This window comes from Candidatus Eisenbacteria bacterium, from assembly GCA_035712145.1.
GTDB lineage: Bacteria > Eisenbacteria > RBG-16-71-46 > RBG-16-71-46 > RBG-16-71-46 > DASTBI01.
This window is the reverse complement of sequence record DASTBI010000252.1, coordinates 93,924-113,763: the sequence shown is the minus strand read 5'-3', so window position 1 is coordinate 113,763 and position 19,840 is coordinate 93,924. Positions and strand designations below refer to the sequence as shown.

The window sequence follows — 19,840 nt, the reverse complement described above, 5'->3', positions numbered from 1 at the left end:
ATCGCGGTGCGCGCTCTGGTTCAACGCGTGTCGCGGGCCAGCGTGCGCGTCGACGGGGATCTGACGGGTGAGGTCGGCCCCGGGCTCCTGGTGCTGGTCGGCGCCACGCACGGCGACGACGAAGAGGCGGCGCGGTGGCTGGCACGGAAGGTCGGCGAGCTGCGGATCTTCAGCGACGGGCTGGGCAAGATGAACCTCGACGTGCGCGAAGCGGGCGGCGCGGTGCTGGTGGTTCCCCAGTTCACTCTCTATGGCGACGCACGCCGCGGCCGCCGGCCGGATTTCATGGCCGCGGCGCGGCCCGAGCTCGCAGCGCCGCTGGTCGACGCTTTCGTCGCCGCGCTCGAAGCCCTCGGTCTCGAGGTTGCGCGCGGCGTGTTCGGAGCGCACATGGAAGTGGCGCTGGTGAACGATGGTCCCGTGACGCTCATGATCGAGAGCCCGCGCGAAACGGCGGCGCCGTGAGCCGGCGGCGACCGTCGCTGTTCTGGAGCGGAAGCCGCCCGCTGGTGCTGGCCTCGGCCTCGCCACGCCGGGTCGCGCTGCTGCGGCAGGTGGGGGCGGAGTTCGTGGTCGTCGATCCGGGCCCCGACCGAGCGTGGCCGGGCGAGGCCGAGCCGCGTCACGGCGTCCGCGCGCTGGCGCTCGACAAGGCGCGCCGAGTGGCGGAGCGCCGCGCGGGCGCGGTGGTGGTCGGGGCCGACACGGTGGTGGTGCTGCGCGGGCACCGGCTCGGCAAGCCGAAGACTCCGGGAGAAGCGGCGCAGATGCTCGGGCGGCTCCACGGCCGCACGCACGAGGTGTGGACCGGCATCGCGGTCGTGAGCGGCACCGAGCAGCGCACCGCGTCCGAGGTGACGCGCGTGTCGTTCGTCCGCATGCACCTCGACGAGATCCACAGCTATGTGGCCAGCGGAGAGCCGCTCGACAAAGCGGGCGCTTACGGCATCCAGGGAGCGGCCGGGCAATTCGTGAAGCGGATCGAAGGGGATTACTTCAACGTCGTGGGACTTCCGCTGGCGCGACTGCGGGCGGTGCTGGCCGAGTTCACATGAGCCGCACCCCCTGCGCTTGACAGCTTTTCGACGGGCGTGCTAGGTTCCGCCGCTTCTTATGGATAGGGGCGACTGCCCCGCGCGCTTCCCACTATCGCGCACCGTCGCCCCGATGGGACCGGAGGAACCGCATGAAGACGTACACCGCCCGGCCGGCGGACATTCAGCGGCAGTGGCTGCTGGTGGACGCGAAAGGCAAGACGCTGGGCCGGCTGGCCACCCAGGTGGCGACGGTGCTGAAGGGCAAGCACAAGCCCATCTTCACCCCTCACATGGACACTGGCGATCACGTCATCGTGATCAACGCCCGCGAGGTGGCGCTGACCGGGCGTAAGCCCGAAGACAAGCGGTTCTTCCACCACACCCTCTATCCCGGCGGCGCCTACTGGGTCTCGATCCAGACCTTGATGGAGAAGCATCCGGAGCGGGTGGTGATGCAGGCGGTGCGCGGCATGATGCCGAAGACCAAGCTCGGCCGCGCCATGATCAAGAAGCTCAAGGTCTACGCGGGTCCCGAGCACCCCCATGCGGCGCAGACGCCGGTGGCGTGGGAGCCCAGGATCTAATCGGAGGAAGGTCTTCGCATGACGGTCAGCACTCAGCCCGGCACCACCGGCCGCCGCAAAGAGGCGGTCGCGCGGGTGCGTCTGGTGGTCGGCACCGGCCGGCACCTGGTCAACGATCGGCCCATCGCCGACTACCTCACGCGCGACTCGCTCGTGCGGCAGGCCCTCCACGCCCTCAACGTCACCCAGACCATGGAGAAGTTCGACATGCTGGCGCGCGTCCGGGGCGGCGGACTCACCGGGCAGGCGGGGGCGCTGCGGATGGCGATCGCGCGCGCGCTGGCGCGGGAGGATCAGAGTCTTCGGCCGCAGCTGAGCCGTGAAGGACTCCTGACTCGCGACGCGCGCATGAAGGAGCGTAAGAAGTACGGGCAGCCAGGCGCCCGCAAGCGGTTCCAGTTCAGCAAGCGGTAAGACCGCGCGAGCGGTCATCTCACACGTCCGCCGATCAAGGCTGGGGTCCCGGAGACGGGCGCGCGGACGGAGGACCAAACCCCAGGAGGAGGAACACGGTGGCTGAGATCACCATGAAGGACCTGCTCGAAGCGGGTGTCCACTTCGGGCATCAGACCCGGCGCTGGAATCCGAAGATGAAGCGCTTCATCTTCATGGAACGGAACCGGATCTACATCATCGATCTGCACAAGACGCTCAAGTGCATCCAGGACGCCAAGGCCGCGATCGAGAAGGCCGTGCGTGGCGGCGGCCACGTGCTGTTCGTGGCCACCAAGAAGCAGGCCAAGCAGGCGCTGGTGGAAGAGGCGGCGCGCTCCAACCAGTTCTACATCACCGAGCGCTGGCTGGGCGGCATGCTCACCAACTTCAAGACCATCCGCACCAGCATCAAGCGCCTGAAGGAACTCGACGCGATGGCGACCGACGGCACCTTCGAGAAGCTCTCGAAGAAAGAGGTGTCGCGCCTTTCGCGTGAGCGCGAGCGCCTCGAGTTCGCCTTCGCCGGCATCAAGGAGATGCCCGGGCTTCCGGCGCTGGTGTTCGTGGTCGACACCAAGAAGGAAAAGATCGCGGTTGCGGAAGCGAACCGCCTGGGAATCCCGATCGTCGGCGTGGTGGACACCAACTGCGACCCCGACGTGATCGACTACCCGCTCCCCGGCAACGACGACGCGCTGCGGGCCATCCGGCTGTTCACCAAGCTGGTCGCGGACGCGGTGCTCGAGGCGCGGGCGACGGCGCTCGAGGGCCGGGACCAGGAGACGGTGTCGTTCGGTGGCGAGGGAATGGACGCCGAGTCGGAGTCGACGCCGGCCGCCAACGTTCGTTAGCAGTCTGTCGTTCAGCACCGTTCGCCCGTCGGACCTCAGTGTCTGGCGGGCGTTGCGACGCACAGGGGATCATCCATGCAGATCACAGCCGATCAGGTGAAGCAGCTTCGGGAGATGACCGGGGCTGGAATGATGGAGTGCAAGAAGGCGCTGGCCGAAACCGGCGGGGACGTCGAGAAGGCCGTCGACGCGCTTCGCAAGAGCGGCGCCGCCAAGGCCGAGAAGCGCTCGGGACGGATGGCCAACGAAGGCCGCGTCGACAGCTACATCCATCCGGGGAATCGCGTGGGTGTGCTGATCGAGGTGAATTGCGAGACCGACTTCGTGGCCCGCACTCCGGAGTTCGAAGAGCTGGTGCGCAATCTCGCCATGCAGGCCGCCGCGGCGGGTGCGGAGTACATCCGGCGCGAGGACGTTCCGGCCGAGCGCATCGAGCGGGAGCGGGCGATCTACGCCGCTCAGCTCGAGGGTCAGGGCAAGCCTGAGGCGATCGTCGGCAAGATCGTGGACGGCAAGCTGGACAAGTTCTACTCCGAGATCTGCCTGCTCGAGCAGGTCTACATCCGCGACGACAAGAAGACGGTCGGCGACCTCCTCAAGGAGGCGGCCTCCAAGACCGGAGAGAACCTCGTGGTCCGGCGCTTCGCGCGTTTCCGCCTCGGAGCGGAGTGACGGCGTGGTCCCGCGGTATCGCCGCATCCTCCTCAAGCTGAGCGGCGAGATCCTGGCCGGGAGCGCGGGCCACGGGATCGACGAGAAGGTGATCGGCGGGCTGGCCGACGAGATTCGCGACGTTCAGCGGCTCGGCGTGCAGATCGGCATCGTGCTCGGAGGCGGCAACATCTTTCGCGGTCTGGCGGCCAGCGCCCGCGGCATGGATCGCGTGGGCGCCGACTACATGGGCATGCTGGCCACGGTCATCAACAGCCTGGCCCTGCAGCACGCACTGGAACACCGGGAAGTCATCACCCGTGTCATGTCGGCGATCGAGATGGCCCGGGTCTGCGAGCCCTACATCCGCCGCCGCGCCGTGCGCCACCTGGAGAAGGGGAGGGTCGTGATCCTGGCGGCGGGGACCGGCAATCCCTACTTCACCACCGACACCGCTGCCGCGCTGCGCGCCATCGAGACCGGGGCCGAGTTGATCCTCAAGGCCACCAAGGTGGACGGCGTGTTCAGCGACGATCCCAAGAGGACGCCCGAGGCCACCTTCTTCCCTCGCATCACCTATCTGGATATTCTGACGCGCGGACTCAAGGTGATGGACTCGACCGCCATCTCGTTGTGCATGGACAACCGTCTGCCGCTGGTGGTGTTCAACGTCGGCACGCCGGGGAACCTGCTGAAGGTCGTGCAGGGCGAGCCGGTCGGAACCGTGGTCGGGAGCGAGACATGACCCACAAGATGCTGATCGAGGCCGAGGAGCGGATGAAGAAGGCGCTCGAGGGCGTGCGGCGCGAATTCACCGGAATCCGGAGCGGCAAGGCATCGCCCGCGCTGCTCGACACCGTGCGCGTCGAAGCCTATGGGCAGGCGATGTCGCTGAAGGAAGTCGGGCAGGTGAGCGCCCCCGAAGCACGTCTGCTGGTGGTACAGCCCTACGACAAGTCGCTGGTCAAGGCGATCTCGCGGGCCATCCAGCAGTCCGAGCTCGGCCTGAATCCGACTGACGACGGCCTGGTCGTGCGGGTGCCGATTCCCACTCTGACCGAGGAGCGCCGCAAGGACATGGTAAAGCTCGTGTCCAAGCTGGCGGAGGAAGGGCGCGTGCACATCCGCCAGGTGCGGCACGATCTCAACAAGGACGTGAAGCACCAGCAGGACGAGGGCGCGGTCTCCGAAGACGACGCCAAACGGCTCACCGCCGACGGACAGAAGCTGACCGACCGCTACGTCGGTTTGGTGGACGAGCTCCTGAAGAAGAAGACGGCCGAGGTGATGGAGGTCTGACCCGCGCGGCACGCCCGCCGCCCGGAGGTCCATTGTCGAGCCGAAGTCTGACGCCTCACGAGCTGTTGCGGCGCGGCAACGTCCCGCGCCACGTCGCCATCATCATGGACGGCAACGGCCGCTGGGCGAAGGCCCGAGGGGTGCCTCGCTTGATGGGTCATCGCGCCGGACGTGAAGCGGTTCGTGAATCGGTCAAGGGCTGCGTCGAGCTCGGCATCGAGGTGCTGACCCTCTACACGTTCTCCACCGAAAACTGGGAGCGTCCCGCGCGCGAGGTCAAGGCGCTCATGAACATCCTGCGGCAGACGCTCAAACAGGAGCGGCGGGAGCTGCGGGAGCGCAACGTCCGGCTCCAGGTCATGGGTCGCCTGGAGGACCTGCCCGCCGAGGTGCGGGACACGCTCCAGGAGACCCAGGACTACCTGTCGCGCAGCTCCGGCCTGCTGCTCAACCTGGCGCTCTCGTACAGCGGACGCACCGAGATGGTGGACGGGGTGCGTCGCCTGATGCGCGACCAGGCAAGCAACGGTCTCAAGCCGGACGACGTGGACGAGGCGCTGGTGTCGAGCTACCTCTACACCGCCGGTCTTCCAGACCCCGACCTGCTGATTCGCACGAGCGGCGAGATGCGCATCTCCAACTTCATGCTGTGGCAGCTCGCCTATACCGAGCTGTGGATCACCTCGACGCTGTGGCCCGACTTTCGGCGCCGGCATCTCTACCAGGCGGTGGCCGAGTACCAGGGGCGCGAGCGACGCTTCGGGCGGACCGACTGAGATGACCGAAGACACGCGCGGCTTCGTCCAGGCGCTCAGGGCCGAAGGCTCGGACCCCGCATCGGGCGAGCCGGCGCCCAAGCGATCGTCCTGGGCGCTGTCCTGGCGGGTGGCGAGCGGAGTCGCGTTCGTGCCACTCCTCGTGTTCCTCGCCTGGATCGGGGGGCTGACCTTCCTCACCTTCGTGGCGGTCCAGGTGACGATTGGTCTGATCGAGTTCTACTCCATGATGCGGGGCCGCGGACTGCGTCCTTACCGGCGGCTCGGCGTATTGGCTTCGCTGGCGCTCCTGTGGATCTGCTACCAGCGCCACGTGCCCTACGTCGGTTTCCTCACGACCGCCGTGCTTCTCCTCGTGCTCGCGCTCGAGCTGCGCCGTCCGGAGGCGCGTCAACGGGTCGAGGACATCGCGGTGACCTGCTTCGGCGTGCTCTACGTCGGCTGGCTGTCCGCGCACATGGTGCTGCTGCGAGAGCTGCCGTGGTCGGCGGGCACTTCGTACCGCGACGGCGCGGCATTCGTTCTGCTCGCGTTCTTCGTCACCTGGAGCTGCGACACCGGCGCCTACACCGTGGGCCGGCTGTTCGGGCGCAATCGTCCGTGGACGCGGATCTCGCCGCGCAAATCGGTGGAAGGCTCGGTCGGCGGCTGGATCATGGCGGTGGCGGCAGCGTTCATCGCCCGCGTGTGGTTCGCTCCGTTCCTGCGACTGGTCGACGCGCTGGCGATCGGCCTCCTGGTCGGTGTCTTCGCCCAGGTCGGCGACCTGGTGGAATCGCTGCTCAAGCGGGATGCGCGGCACGGCGACTCCTCCGACCTCATTCCGGGGCACGGCGGCGTGCTCGACCGCTTCGACAGCCTCTTCTTCGCCGCCCCGGTGGTCTACTACTACCTGGCTCACGTGGTGTTCGGAGTGCCGCGTTGAAGCGCCTTGCGATCCTCGGCTCGACAGGCTCGATCGGTCGCCAGGGCCTCGAGGTCGCCGCGCGGCATCCCGACCGCCTGGAGGTGGTGGCGCTCGGGGCCGGCAGCGATCTGAATGGCCTGTGCGATCAGGCGCGCCGGATGAAGCCGCGGGGCGTGGCGCTCGAGCGCGCCGCGGACGTGGAGTCCGCGCGGGCGGCGCTGCAGGCAGCCGCGCCGACCGCGCGGGTCGAGATCGGGCCGGGCGCCGCGACGCGGCTGATCGAAGGGGTGCCGTGCGATCAGGTGCTGAACGGCATCGTCGGCGCCGCCGGGCTCGCGCCTTCGCTGGCCGCGCTGGACGCCAAGGCTCGTCTCGCGCTCGCCAACAAGGAAACGCTGGTGGTGGGCGGCGCGCTGATCCAGGGAGCCCTCGCGCGTGGCGGGGAGCTGATCCCGGTGGACAGCGAGCACAGCGCCGCGCTCCAGTGCCTGGGCGGCCGGCCGACGGCCGAGGTCGCGCGCCTGACCCTCACCGCGTCGGGAGGACCGCTGCGCCGGCATCCGAGCTGGCGGAACGCCACGCCCGCCGAAGTGCTGGCGCATCCGGTGTGGGCCATGGGGCCGCGGATCACCGTGGACTCGGCCCTGCTCTTCAACAAGGGGCTCGAGCTGATCGAAGCTCGCTGGCTCTTCGCGCTCTCCTGGCCGCAGCTCGCGGCGGTGCTGCATCCGCAGGCGCGGGTCCACGCCATGGTCGAGTTCATCGATGGATCGGTGATCGCGCAGGCCGGAGCGCCCGACATGAGGCTGCCGATCCAGCTCGCGCTGAGCTGGCCCGAGCGCTGGCCGGACGAAAGTCTGCCGCGGCTCGAGCATCCGCTCGAAGCGCTCGAGTTCGAGCCGATCGTCCCCGGCCGGTTTCCCGCGTTCGAGCTGGCGGTGGCGGCGGGTCGGGAGGGAGGCACGGCGCCGTGTGTCGTCAACGCCGCCGACGAGGTGGCCGTGCAGGCGTTCCTCGACGGTGCGATTTCGCTCGGACAGGTCCCCGAGGTCATCGCGCGCGTGCTCGGCGCGCACGAGACGAAGACGGTGGAGTCGCTGGCCCAGCTGCAGGAGGTCGACGCTTGGGCGCGCGCGGAGGCGCGAGGACAGGCGGTGCGCGTTTGAAGCTGCTGCGCGCGCGGCCGCCGGCTCCCGATCGGCTCGTGCGGTGGGTCGAGCGGCTGAAGGATGGCGTGGCCGTGGTGTGGGGCGACTTCGTGCTCGACGAATACTGGCGCTGCCTGTCGCGCCGCGTCTCGCGCGAGGCGCCGGTGCTGATCCTCGAATACCTGGGCCGCAGCACGCAGGGCGGAGGCGCCGCCAACGCGGCGCTCAACCTGGCCGCGCTGGGCATGACCACCCGGGCGGTGGGCTTCGTGGGGCAGGATCCGGCGGGTCGCGAGCTGACGGAGATGCTGAGCAAGGCCGGCGTGGACTGCGCGGGCTTGATCCCGCTGCGGCGCGCCTCGACGGTGGTGAAGACGCGCGTCGTCGCCGGCAGCGTCCACACCGCGCTGCAGCAGGTGGTGCGCGTCGATCGCGGCCGGCCTTTCACGCTCGATGCCGCGAGCCGGCGTCGTCTCGACGGCGCGCTGCGGAGCGCCGAGCGGGAGGCGCGCGTCGTGCTCCTCTCCGACTACGGCTACGACTCCGTCACGCCCGCGCTGGCCGCGCCGCGCATCCGGCGATGGCGCGCCCGGCGCGTGACCGTGGCGCTCGATGCTCGCTACCGCATCACGGATTACCGCGGGGTCACCCTCGCCACGCCCAACGAGAGCGAGGCCAGCGCGGCGGCGGGTCTGGCCGTGGCCGACGACCGCGACCTGGCGGCCGTCGCCTCGCGGCTGCAGGAGCGCATGCGCGCCGCGCATCTCGTGATCACGCGCGGACGCGACGGGCTCACGGTGTGGGGAAGGAGCAGCGGCCAGAGTCTCGGCGCCTTTGGGGGGCACGAGGCGGTCGACGTGACCGGCGCGGGAGACGCGGTCGTCGCGGTGAGCGCCGCGGCGCTGTCGGCCGGAGCCTCGGCGCTCGAGGCGGCGGCGCTCGCCAACGTCGCGGGCGCGATCGCGGTGAGCCGGCGTGGGGCCGTGGCGGTGAGCGGCGGCGATCTCGAGCGCGCGCTCCGCACCGGCGCCTCGCGACGCGCCACGAAGGTGCGCTCGTGAGAGCCCGGACCGCCGAGCGTATCGTGACGCGCGACCGTGCCGTCGAGATCGTGCGGGCTTACCGATCGGACGGCCTGCGCGTGGTGCTGGCCAATGGCGTGTTCGATCTCCTCCACGTCGGACACGCGCGCTACCTGGCGGGCGCCCGCTCTCTCGGCGACCGCCTCGTGGTGGCGGTCAACGGTGATCGCTCGGCGCACGCGCTCAAAGGTCCTGGCCGGCCGGTGCAGGACGCGCGCGAGCGGGCCACGGTGGTGGCGGCGTTGCGCGCGGTGGACCACGTGGTGATCTTCGAGGAGCCGAGCGTCGACTCGCTGCTCGTCGCCCTGGCGCCGGATGTTCACGCCAAGGGAACCGATTATCGAGTCGACACCGTCCCGGAGCGCGCCACCATGGCCCAGCTGGGGGGCGTCACCGCGATCGCCGGTGACGTCAAGCAGCACGCGAGCGGTGAGTTGTATCAGCGTATCCGGCGCGGAGATGCGGGTTGAGCAGGAAACTCCTCGCGATCCGCCTGAGGGCGCTCGGCGACGTGGTGCTCACGATCCCCGCGCTGCGGGCGCTGAAGCGCGGGCATCCCGGCGCGGATCTCGAGGTGGTGACCGATCCCCGCTACGCGGCATTGCTGGAGTGGGTGCCCGAGGTGAGCCGCGTGCGGCCGCTCGAGCGCTCGACGCTCGCGGTGTGGCGCCTGGCCTCGGAGTTGCGCCGCGAGCCCCGCGAGTGGGCGATCGACTTCTTCGGCAATCCCCGCAGCGCGACGCTGCTCCGAATCAGCGGCGCCCGCCGCACCGCCGGATTCGACCTGCGCGGCCGCCGCCACGCCTACCAGGTGCGGGTTCCGCGAGACGCTCCGGGGCCAGGCGGTGGCCGCGAGCACGCGTCGAGCGCGCACCTGCGACTGGCGCTCGCGGCAGGCGGGATCGCGGATGGCCAGGGAGCAACGCTGACGCCGCCCGCCGAGGCGCTGGCGGCCGGGGCGCGTCTGATCGATGCCGCCGGCGTCCGCGCCCCGTCGCGCGCCATCGGGCTCGTGGCCGCGGGAACCTGGCCCACCAAGACCTGGCCGGCCGCGAATGCCGCCATGCTGGCGCGACTCCTGACCCAGGGACGCGAGGTGGTGCTGATCGCGGGACCGGGCGAAGAGGGGGTGACCACGGTGGTGAAGCGGCACGCTCCGGATGTGCGCGTGATGCCGCCCTGCGACGTGGCCGGGCTCGCGGGGGCGATCGCGCACCTGGGTGCCTTGGTGGGCACCGACAGCGGTCCTCGGCATCTGGCGGCGGCGCTCGGCGTCCCGACCTATGCCTGGTTCGGTCCCACGCATCCCGACACATGGCAGCCTCCGGGCGAGGCCCACGGCTTCTGGCGCGCGCCGGTTCCCTGCGCGGGGTGCGATCGCACGCGCTGCCCGCACTGGATTTGCATGCCGAGCCTCACGCCCGCCGAAGCCGCGCGACGCGTCATCGATCATCTCGACCGTTTCGAATCCCACCGTGAACCCACTGCCGCTCTCCGTCCTGCTGCTGGCGCGTGACGAGTCGGCGCGCCTCGCGGCGCTGCTGCCTCGACTCGCCTTCGCGCGTCAGGTGCTCGTCGTGCTGGACGCCGCGACCCGCGACGACAGCCGGGCGGTGGCGGCGCGCGCGGGCGCGGACGTGGTCGAGCGTCCACTCGAAGACTTCGGCAAGCAGCGACAGTTCGGCCTCGAGCACTGCCGCGAGCCCTGGATCTTGTGGCTCGACGCCGACGAGCGTCTGGATCCCGCCGCGGAAGCCGCGCTGCGGCGCGCCGTCGAGAACGATGGACCCGCCGCCGGCTACCGCCTCGAGCGCCGCACCTGGTTCCTGGGACGGCGGATTCGCTACTGCGGATGGCGGGGAGAGCGAATCGTGAGAATCTTCCGGCGCGATCGTGCGCGCTTCGAGCCGGCGGCCGTGCACGAGCGCGTCACCGTCGAAGGCGCGATCGCGGACCTGCCGGGCACGATGGAGCACCACAGCTACGAGGACTGGCGCGCCTGCCGGGACAAGCTGGTGCGCTACGCCGCGCTCGGCGCGGAGAAGGCGCGGCGCGAAGGCCGCCGGAGCGGACCTCTGGACGTGCTCCTGCGGCCGCCGCTCCGCTTCTTCCGCATGTACGTGCTCCAGGCGGGATTCCTCGACGGCGCGCATGGCCTGGCGCTGTGCGCGCTCGCTTCCGCCCAGGTGATGCTCAAGTACCTCGAGCTCTGGGCGGATCCCGCCGGCGCCGAACGCCGCGAATGAGCGCCGCGGCCGTCCGGCGCGTGGTCCACCTCGACACCGGCCGAGAGTGGCGAGGGGGACAGGCGCAGGTCCACATGCTGATCCGCGGCCTGCGCCGCCACGGGGTGGAGTCCATGCTGCTCGCGCCCGACGCGCCGCTGCTCCGGCGCGCGCGAGCCGCAGGCGTGATGGCGGAGCCGTGGGATCCGCGCTTCGATCTGGATCTCGGCGCCGGGTTCGCCGCGCGCGGCATGATCGGCGCGTGGAAGCCCGATGTCGTCCACGCGCACACGGCGCGCGCGCATGCGCTCGGCGTGCCGGCCGCGCGCATCGCCCGGGTGCCGGCCGTCGTCGTGTCGCGGCGCGTGGCGATGCCGGTGCGCGGCGGACTCCTGGGGCTCAAGTACCGAATGCCGGTGGACCGCTATCTGTGTGTGAGCCGCGGCGTCCTCGAGACGATGGCGAAGGGCGGCGTGCCGCGCGAGCGATTGGTGGTCGTGCCGAGCGGCATCGAGCCCGCGCCTTCGTCGTCGATCGACGTGCGCCGACTGCTCGGAGTCGCGAGCGATACCCTGCTGATCGGGACCGCGGCGGCGCTCACCGCCGAGAAGCGTCACCGTGATCTGCTCGAGGCTTTTTCCCTGGTGGTCGCCTCGACAGCGGCCGACGTGCACATGGTCTGGCTGGGCGAGGGTCCCCTGCGGGAGAGCTTGGAACGGCAGGCCAGGGCGCTCGGCCTCGAGAAACGCGTCCATCTGCTCGGGTTTCGAGAGGATGCCCGCGTCCTGATCGCACAATGCACGATGGCCGCCCTGGCTTCGGACTCGGAAGGGATCGCCACCACCTTGATCGAGGCCCAGGACGCGGGAGTCCCGGTCGTGGCGACCGCGGTCGGAGGGGTCCCCGAGGTGGTGCAGGATCGCGTCACCGGTCGCCTGGTTCCACCACGGGACCCCCGGGCGATGGCCGGGGTCCTGACGGAGCTGCTGAATTCGCCGGAAGCGCGCGCGGCGATGGGCAGAGCGGGAAAACAGGCAGCCCAGGAATTTCACATCGATCGGACGGTCGAGCGCACGCTGGACGCGTACCGTTCGGCGCTGGGCGCGGGCCGCTCGAGCTCGTGATCGAGCGGCATCTTCGCGGCACGAAACCTGCCTTTTTGGCTTGGTCATGGCTGGCCGCCGAGTGGCAGGAGTCGGCATCCAAGAAGGCGGTCCCGCGCGCTTGACGCTGTCGAACCGCAGGGCGTAATCTCGCAATCGCCTTGGCCCATAAGGAGTTGCCCGTGATCTGGTCGCTCGTTCTCCCTGGTTTGCTCCTGCTCGGGCTCGTGATCTTCGTGCACGAGCTGGGGCACTTCCTGGTGGCCAAGTGGCGAGGCGTCCGAGTGCTCAAATTCTCGCTCGGATTCGGCCCGCCGCTGATCAAGTGGACGCATGGCGAGACCGAGTACCGGCTCTCGATCATTCCCCTCGGCGGCTACGTGCAGATGGCGGGCGACAGTCCCGAGGAAGACGGCACGATGCCGGGCGGGAAGGATGAGTTCCTGTCGCATCCCTGGTTCGGCCGACTCCTGATCGCGGTCGCCGGACCTGCCGCGAACCTCGTCACCGCCTTCGTGGTGATGGTCCTCGTCGGATTGATCGGCGTGAGCTATCCCGACTATTCGAACCAGCTCGGAGCCGTCCCCGACACGAGCCGCGCCTATCAGGCCGGATTGCGCGAAGGGGACCGTATCGTTGCGGTCGCCGACCGACCGGTATCGAGCTGGATCGCGATCTTCGTCAAGGCGTCCGAGCACCCCAAGAACGAACCGATGAGTCTCACGGTGTCGCGCAGCGGACAGACGCTCCGGATTCCGATCGCCGCCGACGCGCGCGAGCCCGTGCTGTCGGGCCTGCATCGTCCCCCCGAGCCGCCGGTGGTGGGCGGGGTGGTGACGGGCATGCCCGCGTACAAAGCCGGCCTCAAGGAAGGCGACCGCATCCTGGCGATCAATGGTCAGTCGATCGCGGTCTGGGAAGACCTGCCGCGCGCGCTGCAGGGCAACGCCGACAAGCCGATGACGCTCACCATTCAGCGCGGCAGCCAGCAGTTCGATCTGCGGGTGACGCCGATGAACCCCGACGGGCGGCGCGGCAACGATGCGCGCATCGGCATCGAGGCTCCGCGGCACGGCGTCTACGTGGAACGTCACCCGTTGCTCGAATCGCTGCAACTCGGATTCCGGGCGACCGGCGCGCTGGTGGCCAACGTCTACGGCGGGCTCTGGCTCACCTTCACGCGGCCTCTCTACTACCGCGAATACCTCGGAGGTCCGCTGTTCATCGCCCAGGCGGCCAGCGAGCAGGCTCGCCGGGGCATCGACTCGTATCTGCAGTTCCTGGCGATGATCAACGTCGCCATCATGGCGTTCAATCTGCTCCCCATCCCGGTGCTCGACGGCGGTCACATCCTGCTTGCGCTGGTGCAGGCAGTCCGCCGCCAGGCCATCTCCGCACGGGCGTACATCCGGTTCCAGAAGGTCGGTCTCGCGGTGATCGCGACGCTGTTCATCCTGATCGTCTTCAACGACCCTCTGCGTCTGGTGCAACGTCAGCGCGCGCTCGACAAGGCTCCCCAGGAGGGGGAGGTTGCGCCGAGCCCGCCGTAGCGCGCGGCGCGCGGCGATCATCCTGGGGGGGTTGCTCGGCGTCTGCGGTCTTGCCGCGGCGGCGAGCGCCCAGGAGGAGCTCCTCCAGGAGCTGAAGAAGGTGTCGCGGGTCGAGCTCATCGGCCGGCGGCAACTGAGCGCGGGAGCGATACGCAAGGTGTTGAAGACGAAGAGTCCTTCGTTCTGGCCGTGGCGCGAGAAGCCCACGCTGCGCTTCGACTACCTGACCTCGGACGTCGAGGCCATCAGGCAGATCTACCGCCACAACGGCTTCCTCGACGCCACCGCGTCCTACCGCGTCAGCTCCAGCGATTCGATCGATCTGGTGACCGTGGACTTCCTGATTCGCGAAGGCGAGCGCTCACGAATCCGCAGCGTGACGTTCCAGGGAACGAACGTCTATCCGGCGAAGGACCTGCGCAAGAAGGTATGGGCAAGGGAAGATCGCCCGTTCGATCCCGGCTTCCTCCAGCTCGACACGCTCATCATCTCGGCCATGTACCAGGAGCGCGGCTACCGCCCGCACGCGGCCGCGAGCTATCGCCGGGGCGATCCGGATTCGACGCAGGTGGACGTCACCTACGTCGTGGAGGAAGGCGAGCGGTACAAGGTGGGCGAAGTGACGGTCTCGGGGCACGACAAGGTGAAGGACCGGCTGATCACGCGCGAGCTGTTGCTCAAGCCGGGCGCCAACTACCAGCTGTCGCGCGTGACCCGGACCCAGGAGCATCTGTACGAGTCAGGGCTGTTCAGCCAGGTGCAGATCGAGCCGCTGCCCGATTCCACCCACACCACGATGAACTTCGACGTGCGCCTGCGCGAGCGGCGGCCGCGCTGGATCGATGCCGGCGTCGGCAGCGGCACCGACGAGCGCCTGCGCATGCTGGGCGCGTGGGGACACCGGAACCTGGCGGGCCAGGGGCTGCAGGGAACGATCTCGTCGCTGCTGGCATTCAAGCCCGACGACAAGAAGTTCATCATCTTCAAGCGCTGGCACATCGAGGGCTCGCTGATCGAGCCGTGGTTGTTCGGCACGCGCACGCGCGGGATCGTGACGCCCTTCTACGAGCGTTACGACGACCGCGAGGACTTCCGCTGGGTCGTGCGCCAGGAGTTCAAAGGCCTGAACTTTCAGCTGCGGCGCGAGCTCAACCGCTTCGCGCGGCTCACCCTCAGCCAGGAGAATCAATTCGTGCGGCAGGAGCTCTCGATCCGCTCCGGCATCGCCGACACGATTCCTCCCGCCACGCTCGACTCGCTGCTGAACACCGCCGAGCCCGACTACACGACCCACCGGCTCTCGCTCGCCTTCGAGCGGGATCTCCGCGACAACCCGTTTTCGCCATCCCGAGGCTCGACCACGCGCCTCGTTGCCGAGCTGGCCGGCGGTCCCTTGCGCGGGACCAGCAGCTTCAACAAGTTCGAGGTGAGCGCCTCCTGGTACACCCCTCTGCGGAACGGATGGACGCTGGCCACGCGAGCGCTCGGCGGCGTGATCCATCCCACGGGATCTCCGCCGAACTTCACCCCGGTGGCGGGCGCCGCGAGCGATCCCGAGGTGGCGCGCGTGCCGCTCGAGGACCGCTTCCGGAGCGGCGGCGTCAACTCGATCCGCGGATACGTCGAGAACGTGATCCCGCCTCCGGGCTCGGGCGGGCTCGCCCAGCTGCAGAGCAGCGTCGAGCTGCGCATCCCGACCCCGCTCCGCATGCCCCTGCTCGGGACCATCGGGCTCGAGGTCTATTCCGACATCGGCAACGTATGGCCGCAAGCGAAGTTCGTTCGATGGGACAACTTCGCCGCCACGCGCGACCTCGATCCGAATGCCGTTCGCATGGTGGTGGGCTTGGGCCCCCGCGCCGAGCTGCCGATCGGGCCGCTGCGTGTGGACGTCACCTGGCGCGTGTTGCCGGAGCGCTGGCAGCCCATCGTTCAATTCGCGCTCGGTCCATCCTTCTAGCCGGAGCAGACCCCCGTGACCAGTCCCCAAGAGCCCGCTGAACAGCTGCCGGAAGAGCCCGAGCGCCCCGGCATCGGCGAGCGCGTCGGCGAGGCGGTGGAGCGCGTCGAGGAGCGGGTCGAGAGCGCCGTCGAGGAAGTGGCGGAGGAGGTCGCCGAGCACGTCCCGGAGCAGATCCGTGCGCCGGTCCGGTGGACGGTTCGCAAGCTCCTGCTGGTGGGCGGGCTCTCGCTGGTCGCGGTCGTGCTCATCGCGCTCGGCGCCACCATGTACTACGTCTGGAACCACACCCAGTGGGCTTCACACGAGCTGACCTGGCGCGTGAACCAGGTGCTGCGCGAGCACAGCGATCTGGCCCTGACGGTGCAAAGCGTGCGCGGCAATCCGCTGCGATCGGTCCGGGTGCTGCACCCGCAGGTCAATCAGAAGGGCGGCGGCGCACCGCTGTTCGAAGCCCAGTCGATGACGCTGCGCTATTCGACCTGGAACCTGTTCGCCGGCCAGCGTGGCGCGCTGGTGATCGAGGTCGACCGTCCGGTCGTGCGTCTGGAGCGCGGCGCCGACGGCAAGCTGCGCGTGCCCGAATGGCGGCCGGGCAAGGGCTCGGCGAAGAGAGGTCGCGCGTTCGACTACGAGATCCGCATTCGCGACGGAAGTCTGGCGTTGCCGGAGGGCGAGCACTCGATCAGCGGGTTCGATCTCGACGCCGCCGTCACCACTGGAGGCGCCACCGAGGTCGAGATCCGCTCTCTCTCATGGAACCGCGGGCCCTGGGGAATGCCGCTCCACAAGCTGGTGGCGAGCATCACCGCCGGCGACAGCGTCACGATCGACGTGCAAAGGCTCGACTCGCCTCCGCTCGCGCTCCATGGCCAGGCGAGCTGGAAGCGCGGCGAGACGCGGCGAGCCCTGGCCGGCGAGATCGAGCGTGTGCAGTGGCGCTGGCTGGCGAAGGTCTTCCGCAACCGCACCTTCGAGGTCGACGGCCAGGGCGCGTTCTCGTTCCAGGCGACGCAGGAGGAGTTCGGATGGACCGGCGCCGCGACCAGCCGCGCGATCTGGGCGGATCTCCCGCTCGAGTCGCAAGGAACCTTCTCGTTCCGCGACGGCAAGCTCACCATGCCTTTGCTCTCCGGCACCTCGCCGGCGGGGGACCTCGAAGGCGGCCGGCTCTCATGGTCCAAGGCGGGATGGGAGATCAGCGGCCGCGCGCAGAAAGGCGACCCGGCGCGCTGGACCGTGCTGGGACTCAAGGACTGGCCCGCGGGCGATCTGAAAGGACGCTTCCGGTACGTGGTCGACACCCGGCGCACGCCGAGCTCGGTGCTCGACGCCACGCTGGAGCCCAGCATGCTGGCGGGCTGGCGCGCCGACAGCGGCGTCGTCCGGGTCTCGTTCCCGCCCAATGCTCCCGACAGCTTTCGCGTCGACGCGGTGCGGCGTGGCGGACGCTTCGGCCTCCGCGGCCGCACGCTGCCGGGCGGATGGAGCGGGAGCTATCGGGTGGAGAGCTTCCCGCTGGACGAATGGCCCGACGGCCGCGCCAGCGGTTTGACCGGCACGCTGGCGAGCGGCGAGGGAACGGTGGAAGGTCGCGATGGCGGCCTGCACGTGACCGGAGCGCTGGAAGGGCGCGCCACGAAGTGGTTCGGCATCGACGCCGGAGGATGGAGGCTCACCGATCTCCAGGGACGGCTGCTGCCGACCCCCGATCTCACCGCGCAGGCACGGCTGCGCGACGTGATGTACCTGGGCGTCCACTTCGACAGCGCGGCGAGCCCGGTCCATCTCGGCGACGGCACGCTGACGATGTCCGCGCTCCGCGGCGCGGCTTCCGACACGCTGCTGACCATGGCGGCGGAGACCTCGTGGGACGAAGGAGGCGGCTGGCGCATGACCGCGGATCAGGCGGCGGTGAAGAGCCGGCAGTTCTCGTGGCGCGCCGTGGAGCCGATCCGCCTCTCCGGCAACTCGCAGGGGGTGACGTTCGAGCGGCTGATCGCGGAGGACGGCGAGGCGCGTCTCGACATCGGCGGACGCTGGGCGATTCCCGGCGGCTCGTACGACTGGCGCGCTCACGCGACCGCGCTCGATCTGTCGCGGCTCGGCCTTCCCGAGTCGCTCCAGATCCGCGGTCGCGCCAACGTCGACCTCGCGGTCCGCGGCGCCTCGGGCGATCCGCGCTGGGAGTTGCACGGCATTGCGTCGCGCCCAGGGATGCAGCGCACGCAGCTGGACTCGCTCGAGCTGGATCTTGCCGGAGCGCCGTCGCGCCTGGACGTGTCACGCATGGCGCTGCGCCTGGGCGGAGGGTGGGTCGAGACCCACGGGCAGTTCCGCGACACGCAACGCGACTGGCCCGACACGCTGACCCCCGAGGGCGTCACGGAATGGCTGGCCGACGCACGGCATTGGAGCGGGGACGTGGCCGTGCGCACGGTTTCGCTGGCGCCCGCGGCGCGCTCGTTCGGGATCGTGCCCGACTGGTCGGGGACGCTGAACGGCACGCTGCGCTTTTCGGGCCGGCCTTCACGGCCGGAGTTCGAGACCCATCTCGAGGCCAAGCCTCTGGCGTGGCGCAACGTGAGGCTCGATCAGGCGGTGGCCGATGCCCGCTACAACGGGCAGCGCCTGCACGTCGAGCGGCTGCGAGGCACGCGGGACTCCACGGTCTCGAGCGCGAGCGGAGACATCGACGCCAAGCTCGCCTTCGGCCGCGCGGCCGAGGTGATGGACGCGCCCATGCACTGGGTGGTGGACATCCCCAACGGCAACCTGTCCATGCTCACCCTGGTGGTGCCCCAGATCGGCTACGCCGACGGCCGCTTCGTCGTGCGCGGAGACGTGCGGGGCACGCCGCGCCACCCCGAGATGGAAGGCTACGCCCAGATCGACAACGGGAGGCTGCGGCTGGCCGGCCGCAGCGAGCTGCTGGAGGACGTGCGCGCGCGGATTCGGTTCGCCAGCTCCAGCATCACCCTCGACACGCTGACCGCGGTGCGCCGCTCCGAGGAGCGGGAACGCGAGCGCGGGCGCGTGCGCGCTCGCGGCAAGCTGGACCTGCCGGGCGAGGGCCCCGCGCACTACCGCTTCGACGTCTCGCTCCGCGATTTCACCGCGTCGGAAGACGGGCTGTACGCCGCGCGCTTCGACGGCGACTTCGTGATCCGCGACGGCGTCCGCGTCGACGGCCAGGTGTTGCCGCACATCACCAGCGACAACGTCGAGATCAGCCGCGCCGTGATCCTCTGGGACTTCACGCGCCAGAGCCAGGCCGAGGTGGTCCAGGCCAGCACGCAGAAGCTGTTCTGGACGTATCGCATCCATCTCCACGCCACCGACAACCTGCGCTGGCAGCCCGCGGACGGCGACATCGAGTTCAGCGCCGACCTCAACGTCGAGCAGCGGCCGGACAAGCTGGTCATCTTCGGCGACATGGAAGCGCTGCGCGGCACCTACTGGTTCCTCAGCAATCGTTTCAACATCACCAACGCGCGGCTGACGTTCGACAACGTGGGCGGGGTGGATCCGCTGGTCGACGCGAGCGCGACGACGCGGCTCACCCCCACGGCCATGACCACTTCGAACTCGAGCCCCGAGCCGCACACCATCACGGTCAACATCTCGGGGCGCTCCAGCATCCCGAACATCGAGTTCGTGAGCCAACCCGACGACCTCGACGAGGCGCAGATCCTTCGCGAGCTGACCATCGGGCGAGTCACACCGAACGATCCGGACGCACGGACTCGGGATCGCGCCATGGCCTACACCGACCCGCTCGACAGCTATCTCACCCGCGCGCTCAACCGCCAGCTCTCGGGCGAGCTGTCCCGCGCGTTCCGCGGCTACATCACCGACTGGGAGTTCGCGCGCCAGCAGGGCGGCGTGATCGGCGGCCAGGGCGGCCTCCTGGTGGGAGCCGGCGCCCAGCTCAGTCCGCAGTTCATGGTCCGCTACCGCCAGCTCCTCCCGGGGACCGCCCACACCGCCGTCACCAGCAATGACGACTTGGTGGAGCGTGACCTGGAGGCCGAATACCGGATCAACCGGTACTTCTACGTGACCAGCCAGCTCACCCAGAAGAAACCCGGTTCGGGCAATACCTCGAGCGTTTCCTCCTATCCGGACTTCAACCTCAACCTCAAGGCCCGCTGGGAGTACTAGCGTCTTACCCGAAGAATCTGCGAACCTATGGGCCCCTCGACGGTACCTAACAAAGGCACGACCGCGGC

General features: G+C 69.6%; 19 protein-coding genes. All 19 read left to right on the top strand.

The genetic code is table 11. The features are described 5' to 3' along the window. The first annotated feature begins 6 nt into the window (after positions 1-6). The 19 genes from dtd (at position 7) to VFQ05_17800 (ending at position 19,772) form a co-directional block, all read left to right on the top strand. Positions 7-465, top strand: a complete 459-nt coding sequence (gene dtd / locus VFQ05_17890) for a D-aminoacyl-tRNA deacylase (protein ID HET9328644.1) — start codon at positions 7-9, stop codon at positions 463-465. Further along, the gene (locus VFQ05_17885; GenBank protein HET9328643.1) at positions 462-1,055 is read left to right on the top strand and encodes a Maf family protein; all 594 of its coding nucleotides are present in this window, start codon (positions 462-464) and stop codon (positions 1,053-1,055) included. The genes dtd and VFQ05_17885 overlap by 4 nt, the downstream gene beginning before the upstream one ends. Before the next feature lie 131 nt (positions 1,056-1,186). Then, entirely contained in the window at positions 1,187-1,621 is a 435-nt protein-coding gene (gene rplM / locus VFQ05_17880; GenBank protein HET9328642.1) for a 50S ribosomal protein L13, read from the top strand. Positions 1,622-1,639: 18 nt separating this feature from the next. Beyond that, entirely contained in the window at positions 1,640-2,035 is a 396-nt protein-coding gene (rpsI, locus tag VFQ05_17875; GenBank protein HET9328641.1) for a 30S ribosomal protein S9, read from the top strand. Positions 2,036-2,133: 98 nt separating this feature from the next. After that, positions 2,134-2,907: a 30S ribosomal protein S2 gene (rpsB, locus tag VFQ05_17870; protein ID HET9328640.1), complete on the top strand. Its 774-nt coding sequence runs from the start codon at positions 2,134-2,136 to the stop codon at positions 2,905-2,907. 75 nt (positions 2,908-2,982) lie between these two features. Further along, the gene (gene tsf, locus VFQ05_17865; protein HET9328639.1) at positions 2,983-3,579 is read left to right on the top strand and encodes a translation elongation factor Ts; all 597 of its coding nucleotides are present in this window, start codon (positions 2,983-2,985) and stop codon (positions 3,577-3,579) included. A gap of 4 nt (positions 3,580-3,583) precedes the next feature. Further along, positions 3,584-4,303 carry a UMP kinase gene (pyrH, locus tag VFQ05_17860; GenBank protein ID HET9328638.1) on the top strand — a complete coding sequence of 240 codons (720 nt, stop codon included), beginning with the start codon at positions 3,584-3,586 and terminating at the stop codon, positions 4,301-4,303. Next, positions 4,300-4,857: a ribosome recycling factor gene (gene frr, locus VFQ05_17855; protein ID HET9328637.1), complete on the top strand. Its 558-nt coding sequence runs from the start codon at positions 4,300-4,302 to the stop codon at positions 4,855-4,857. Before pyrH ends, frr begins: the two co-directional genes overlap by 4 nt. 32 nt (positions 4,858-4,889) lie before the next feature. Then, complete coding sequence (locus tag VFQ05_17850) at positions 4,890-5,633, top strand: isoprenyl transferase (protein ID HET9328636.1); 744 nt, start codon at positions 4,890-4,892, stop codon at positions 5,631-5,633. Position 5,634: 1 nt separating this feature from the next. Continuing rightward, complete coding sequence (locus VFQ05_17845) at positions 5,635-6,558, top strand: phosphatidate cytidylyltransferase (protein ID HET9328635.1); 924 nt, start codon at positions 5,635-5,637, stop codon at positions 6,556-6,558. Then, on the top strand, positions 6,555-7,706 hold the full coding sequence (dxr, locus tag VFQ05_17840; protein HET9328634.1) for a 1-deoxy-D-xylulose-5-phosphate reductoisomerase: 1,152 nt from the start codon (positions 6,555-6,557) through the stop codon (positions 7,704-7,706). The genes VFQ05_17845 and dxr overlap by 4 nt, the downstream gene beginning before the upstream one ends. After that, positions 7,703-8,749: a PfkB family carbohydrate kinase gene (locus tag VFQ05_17835; GenBank protein ID HET9328633.1), complete on the top strand. Its 1,047-nt coding sequence runs from the start codon at positions 7,703-7,705 to the stop codon at positions 8,747-8,749. Before dxr ends, VFQ05_17835 begins: the two co-directional genes overlap by 4 nt. Next, on the top strand, positions 8,746-9,240 hold the full coding sequence (locus VFQ05_17830) for an adenylyltransferase/cytidyltransferase family protein (GenBank protein ID HET9328632.1): 495 nt from the start codon (positions 8,746-8,748) through the stop codon (positions 9,238-9,240). Before VFQ05_17835 ends, VFQ05_17830 begins: the two co-directional genes overlap by 4 nt. After that, positions 9,237-10,286 carry a glycosyltransferase family 9 protein gene (locus VFQ05_17825; protein HET9328631.1) on the top strand — a complete coding sequence of 350 codons (1,050 nt, stop codon included), beginning with the start codon at positions 9,237-9,239 and terminating at the stop codon, positions 10,284-10,286. Before VFQ05_17830 ends, VFQ05_17825 begins: the two co-directional genes overlap by 4 nt. Further along, positions 10,246-11,016 carry a glycosyltransferase family 2 protein gene (locus VFQ05_17820; GenBank protein ID HET9328630.1) on the top strand — a complete coding sequence of 257 codons (771 nt, stop codon included), beginning with the start codon at positions 10,246-10,248 and terminating at the stop codon, positions 11,014-11,016. Before VFQ05_17825 ends, VFQ05_17820 begins: the two co-directional genes overlap by 41 nt. After that, positions 11,013-12,119: a glycosyltransferase gene (locus VFQ05_17815; protein HET9328629.1), complete on the top strand. Its 1,107-nt coding sequence runs from the start codon at positions 11,013-11,015 to the stop codon at positions 12,117-12,119. Before VFQ05_17820 ends, VFQ05_17815 begins: the two co-directional genes overlap by 4 nt. A gap of 161 nt (positions 12,120-12,280) precedes the next feature. Further along, positions 12,281-13,648, top strand: a complete 1,368-nt coding sequence (gene rseP / locus VFQ05_17810; GenBank protein ID HET9328628.1) for an RIP metalloprotease RseP — start codon at positions 12,281-12,283, stop codon at positions 13,646-13,648. Then, the gene (locus tag VFQ05_17805; GenBank protein ID HET9328627.1) at positions 13,629-15,608 is read left to right on the top strand and encodes a BamA/TamA family outer membrane protein; all 1,980 of its coding nucleotides are present in this window, start codon (positions 13,629-13,631) and stop codon (positions 15,606-15,608) included. The genes rseP and VFQ05_17805 overlap by 20 nt, the downstream gene beginning before the upstream one ends. Positions 15,609-15,623: 15 nt before the next feature. Further along, positions 15,624-19,772 (top strand): translocation/assembly module TamB domain-containing protein, encoded by a 4,149-nt coding sequence (locus VFQ05_17800; GenBank protein HET9328626.1) that lies wholly within the window; start codon positions 15,624-15,626, stop codon positions 19,770-19,772. Positions 19,773-19,840 lie beyond the last annotated feature (68 nt).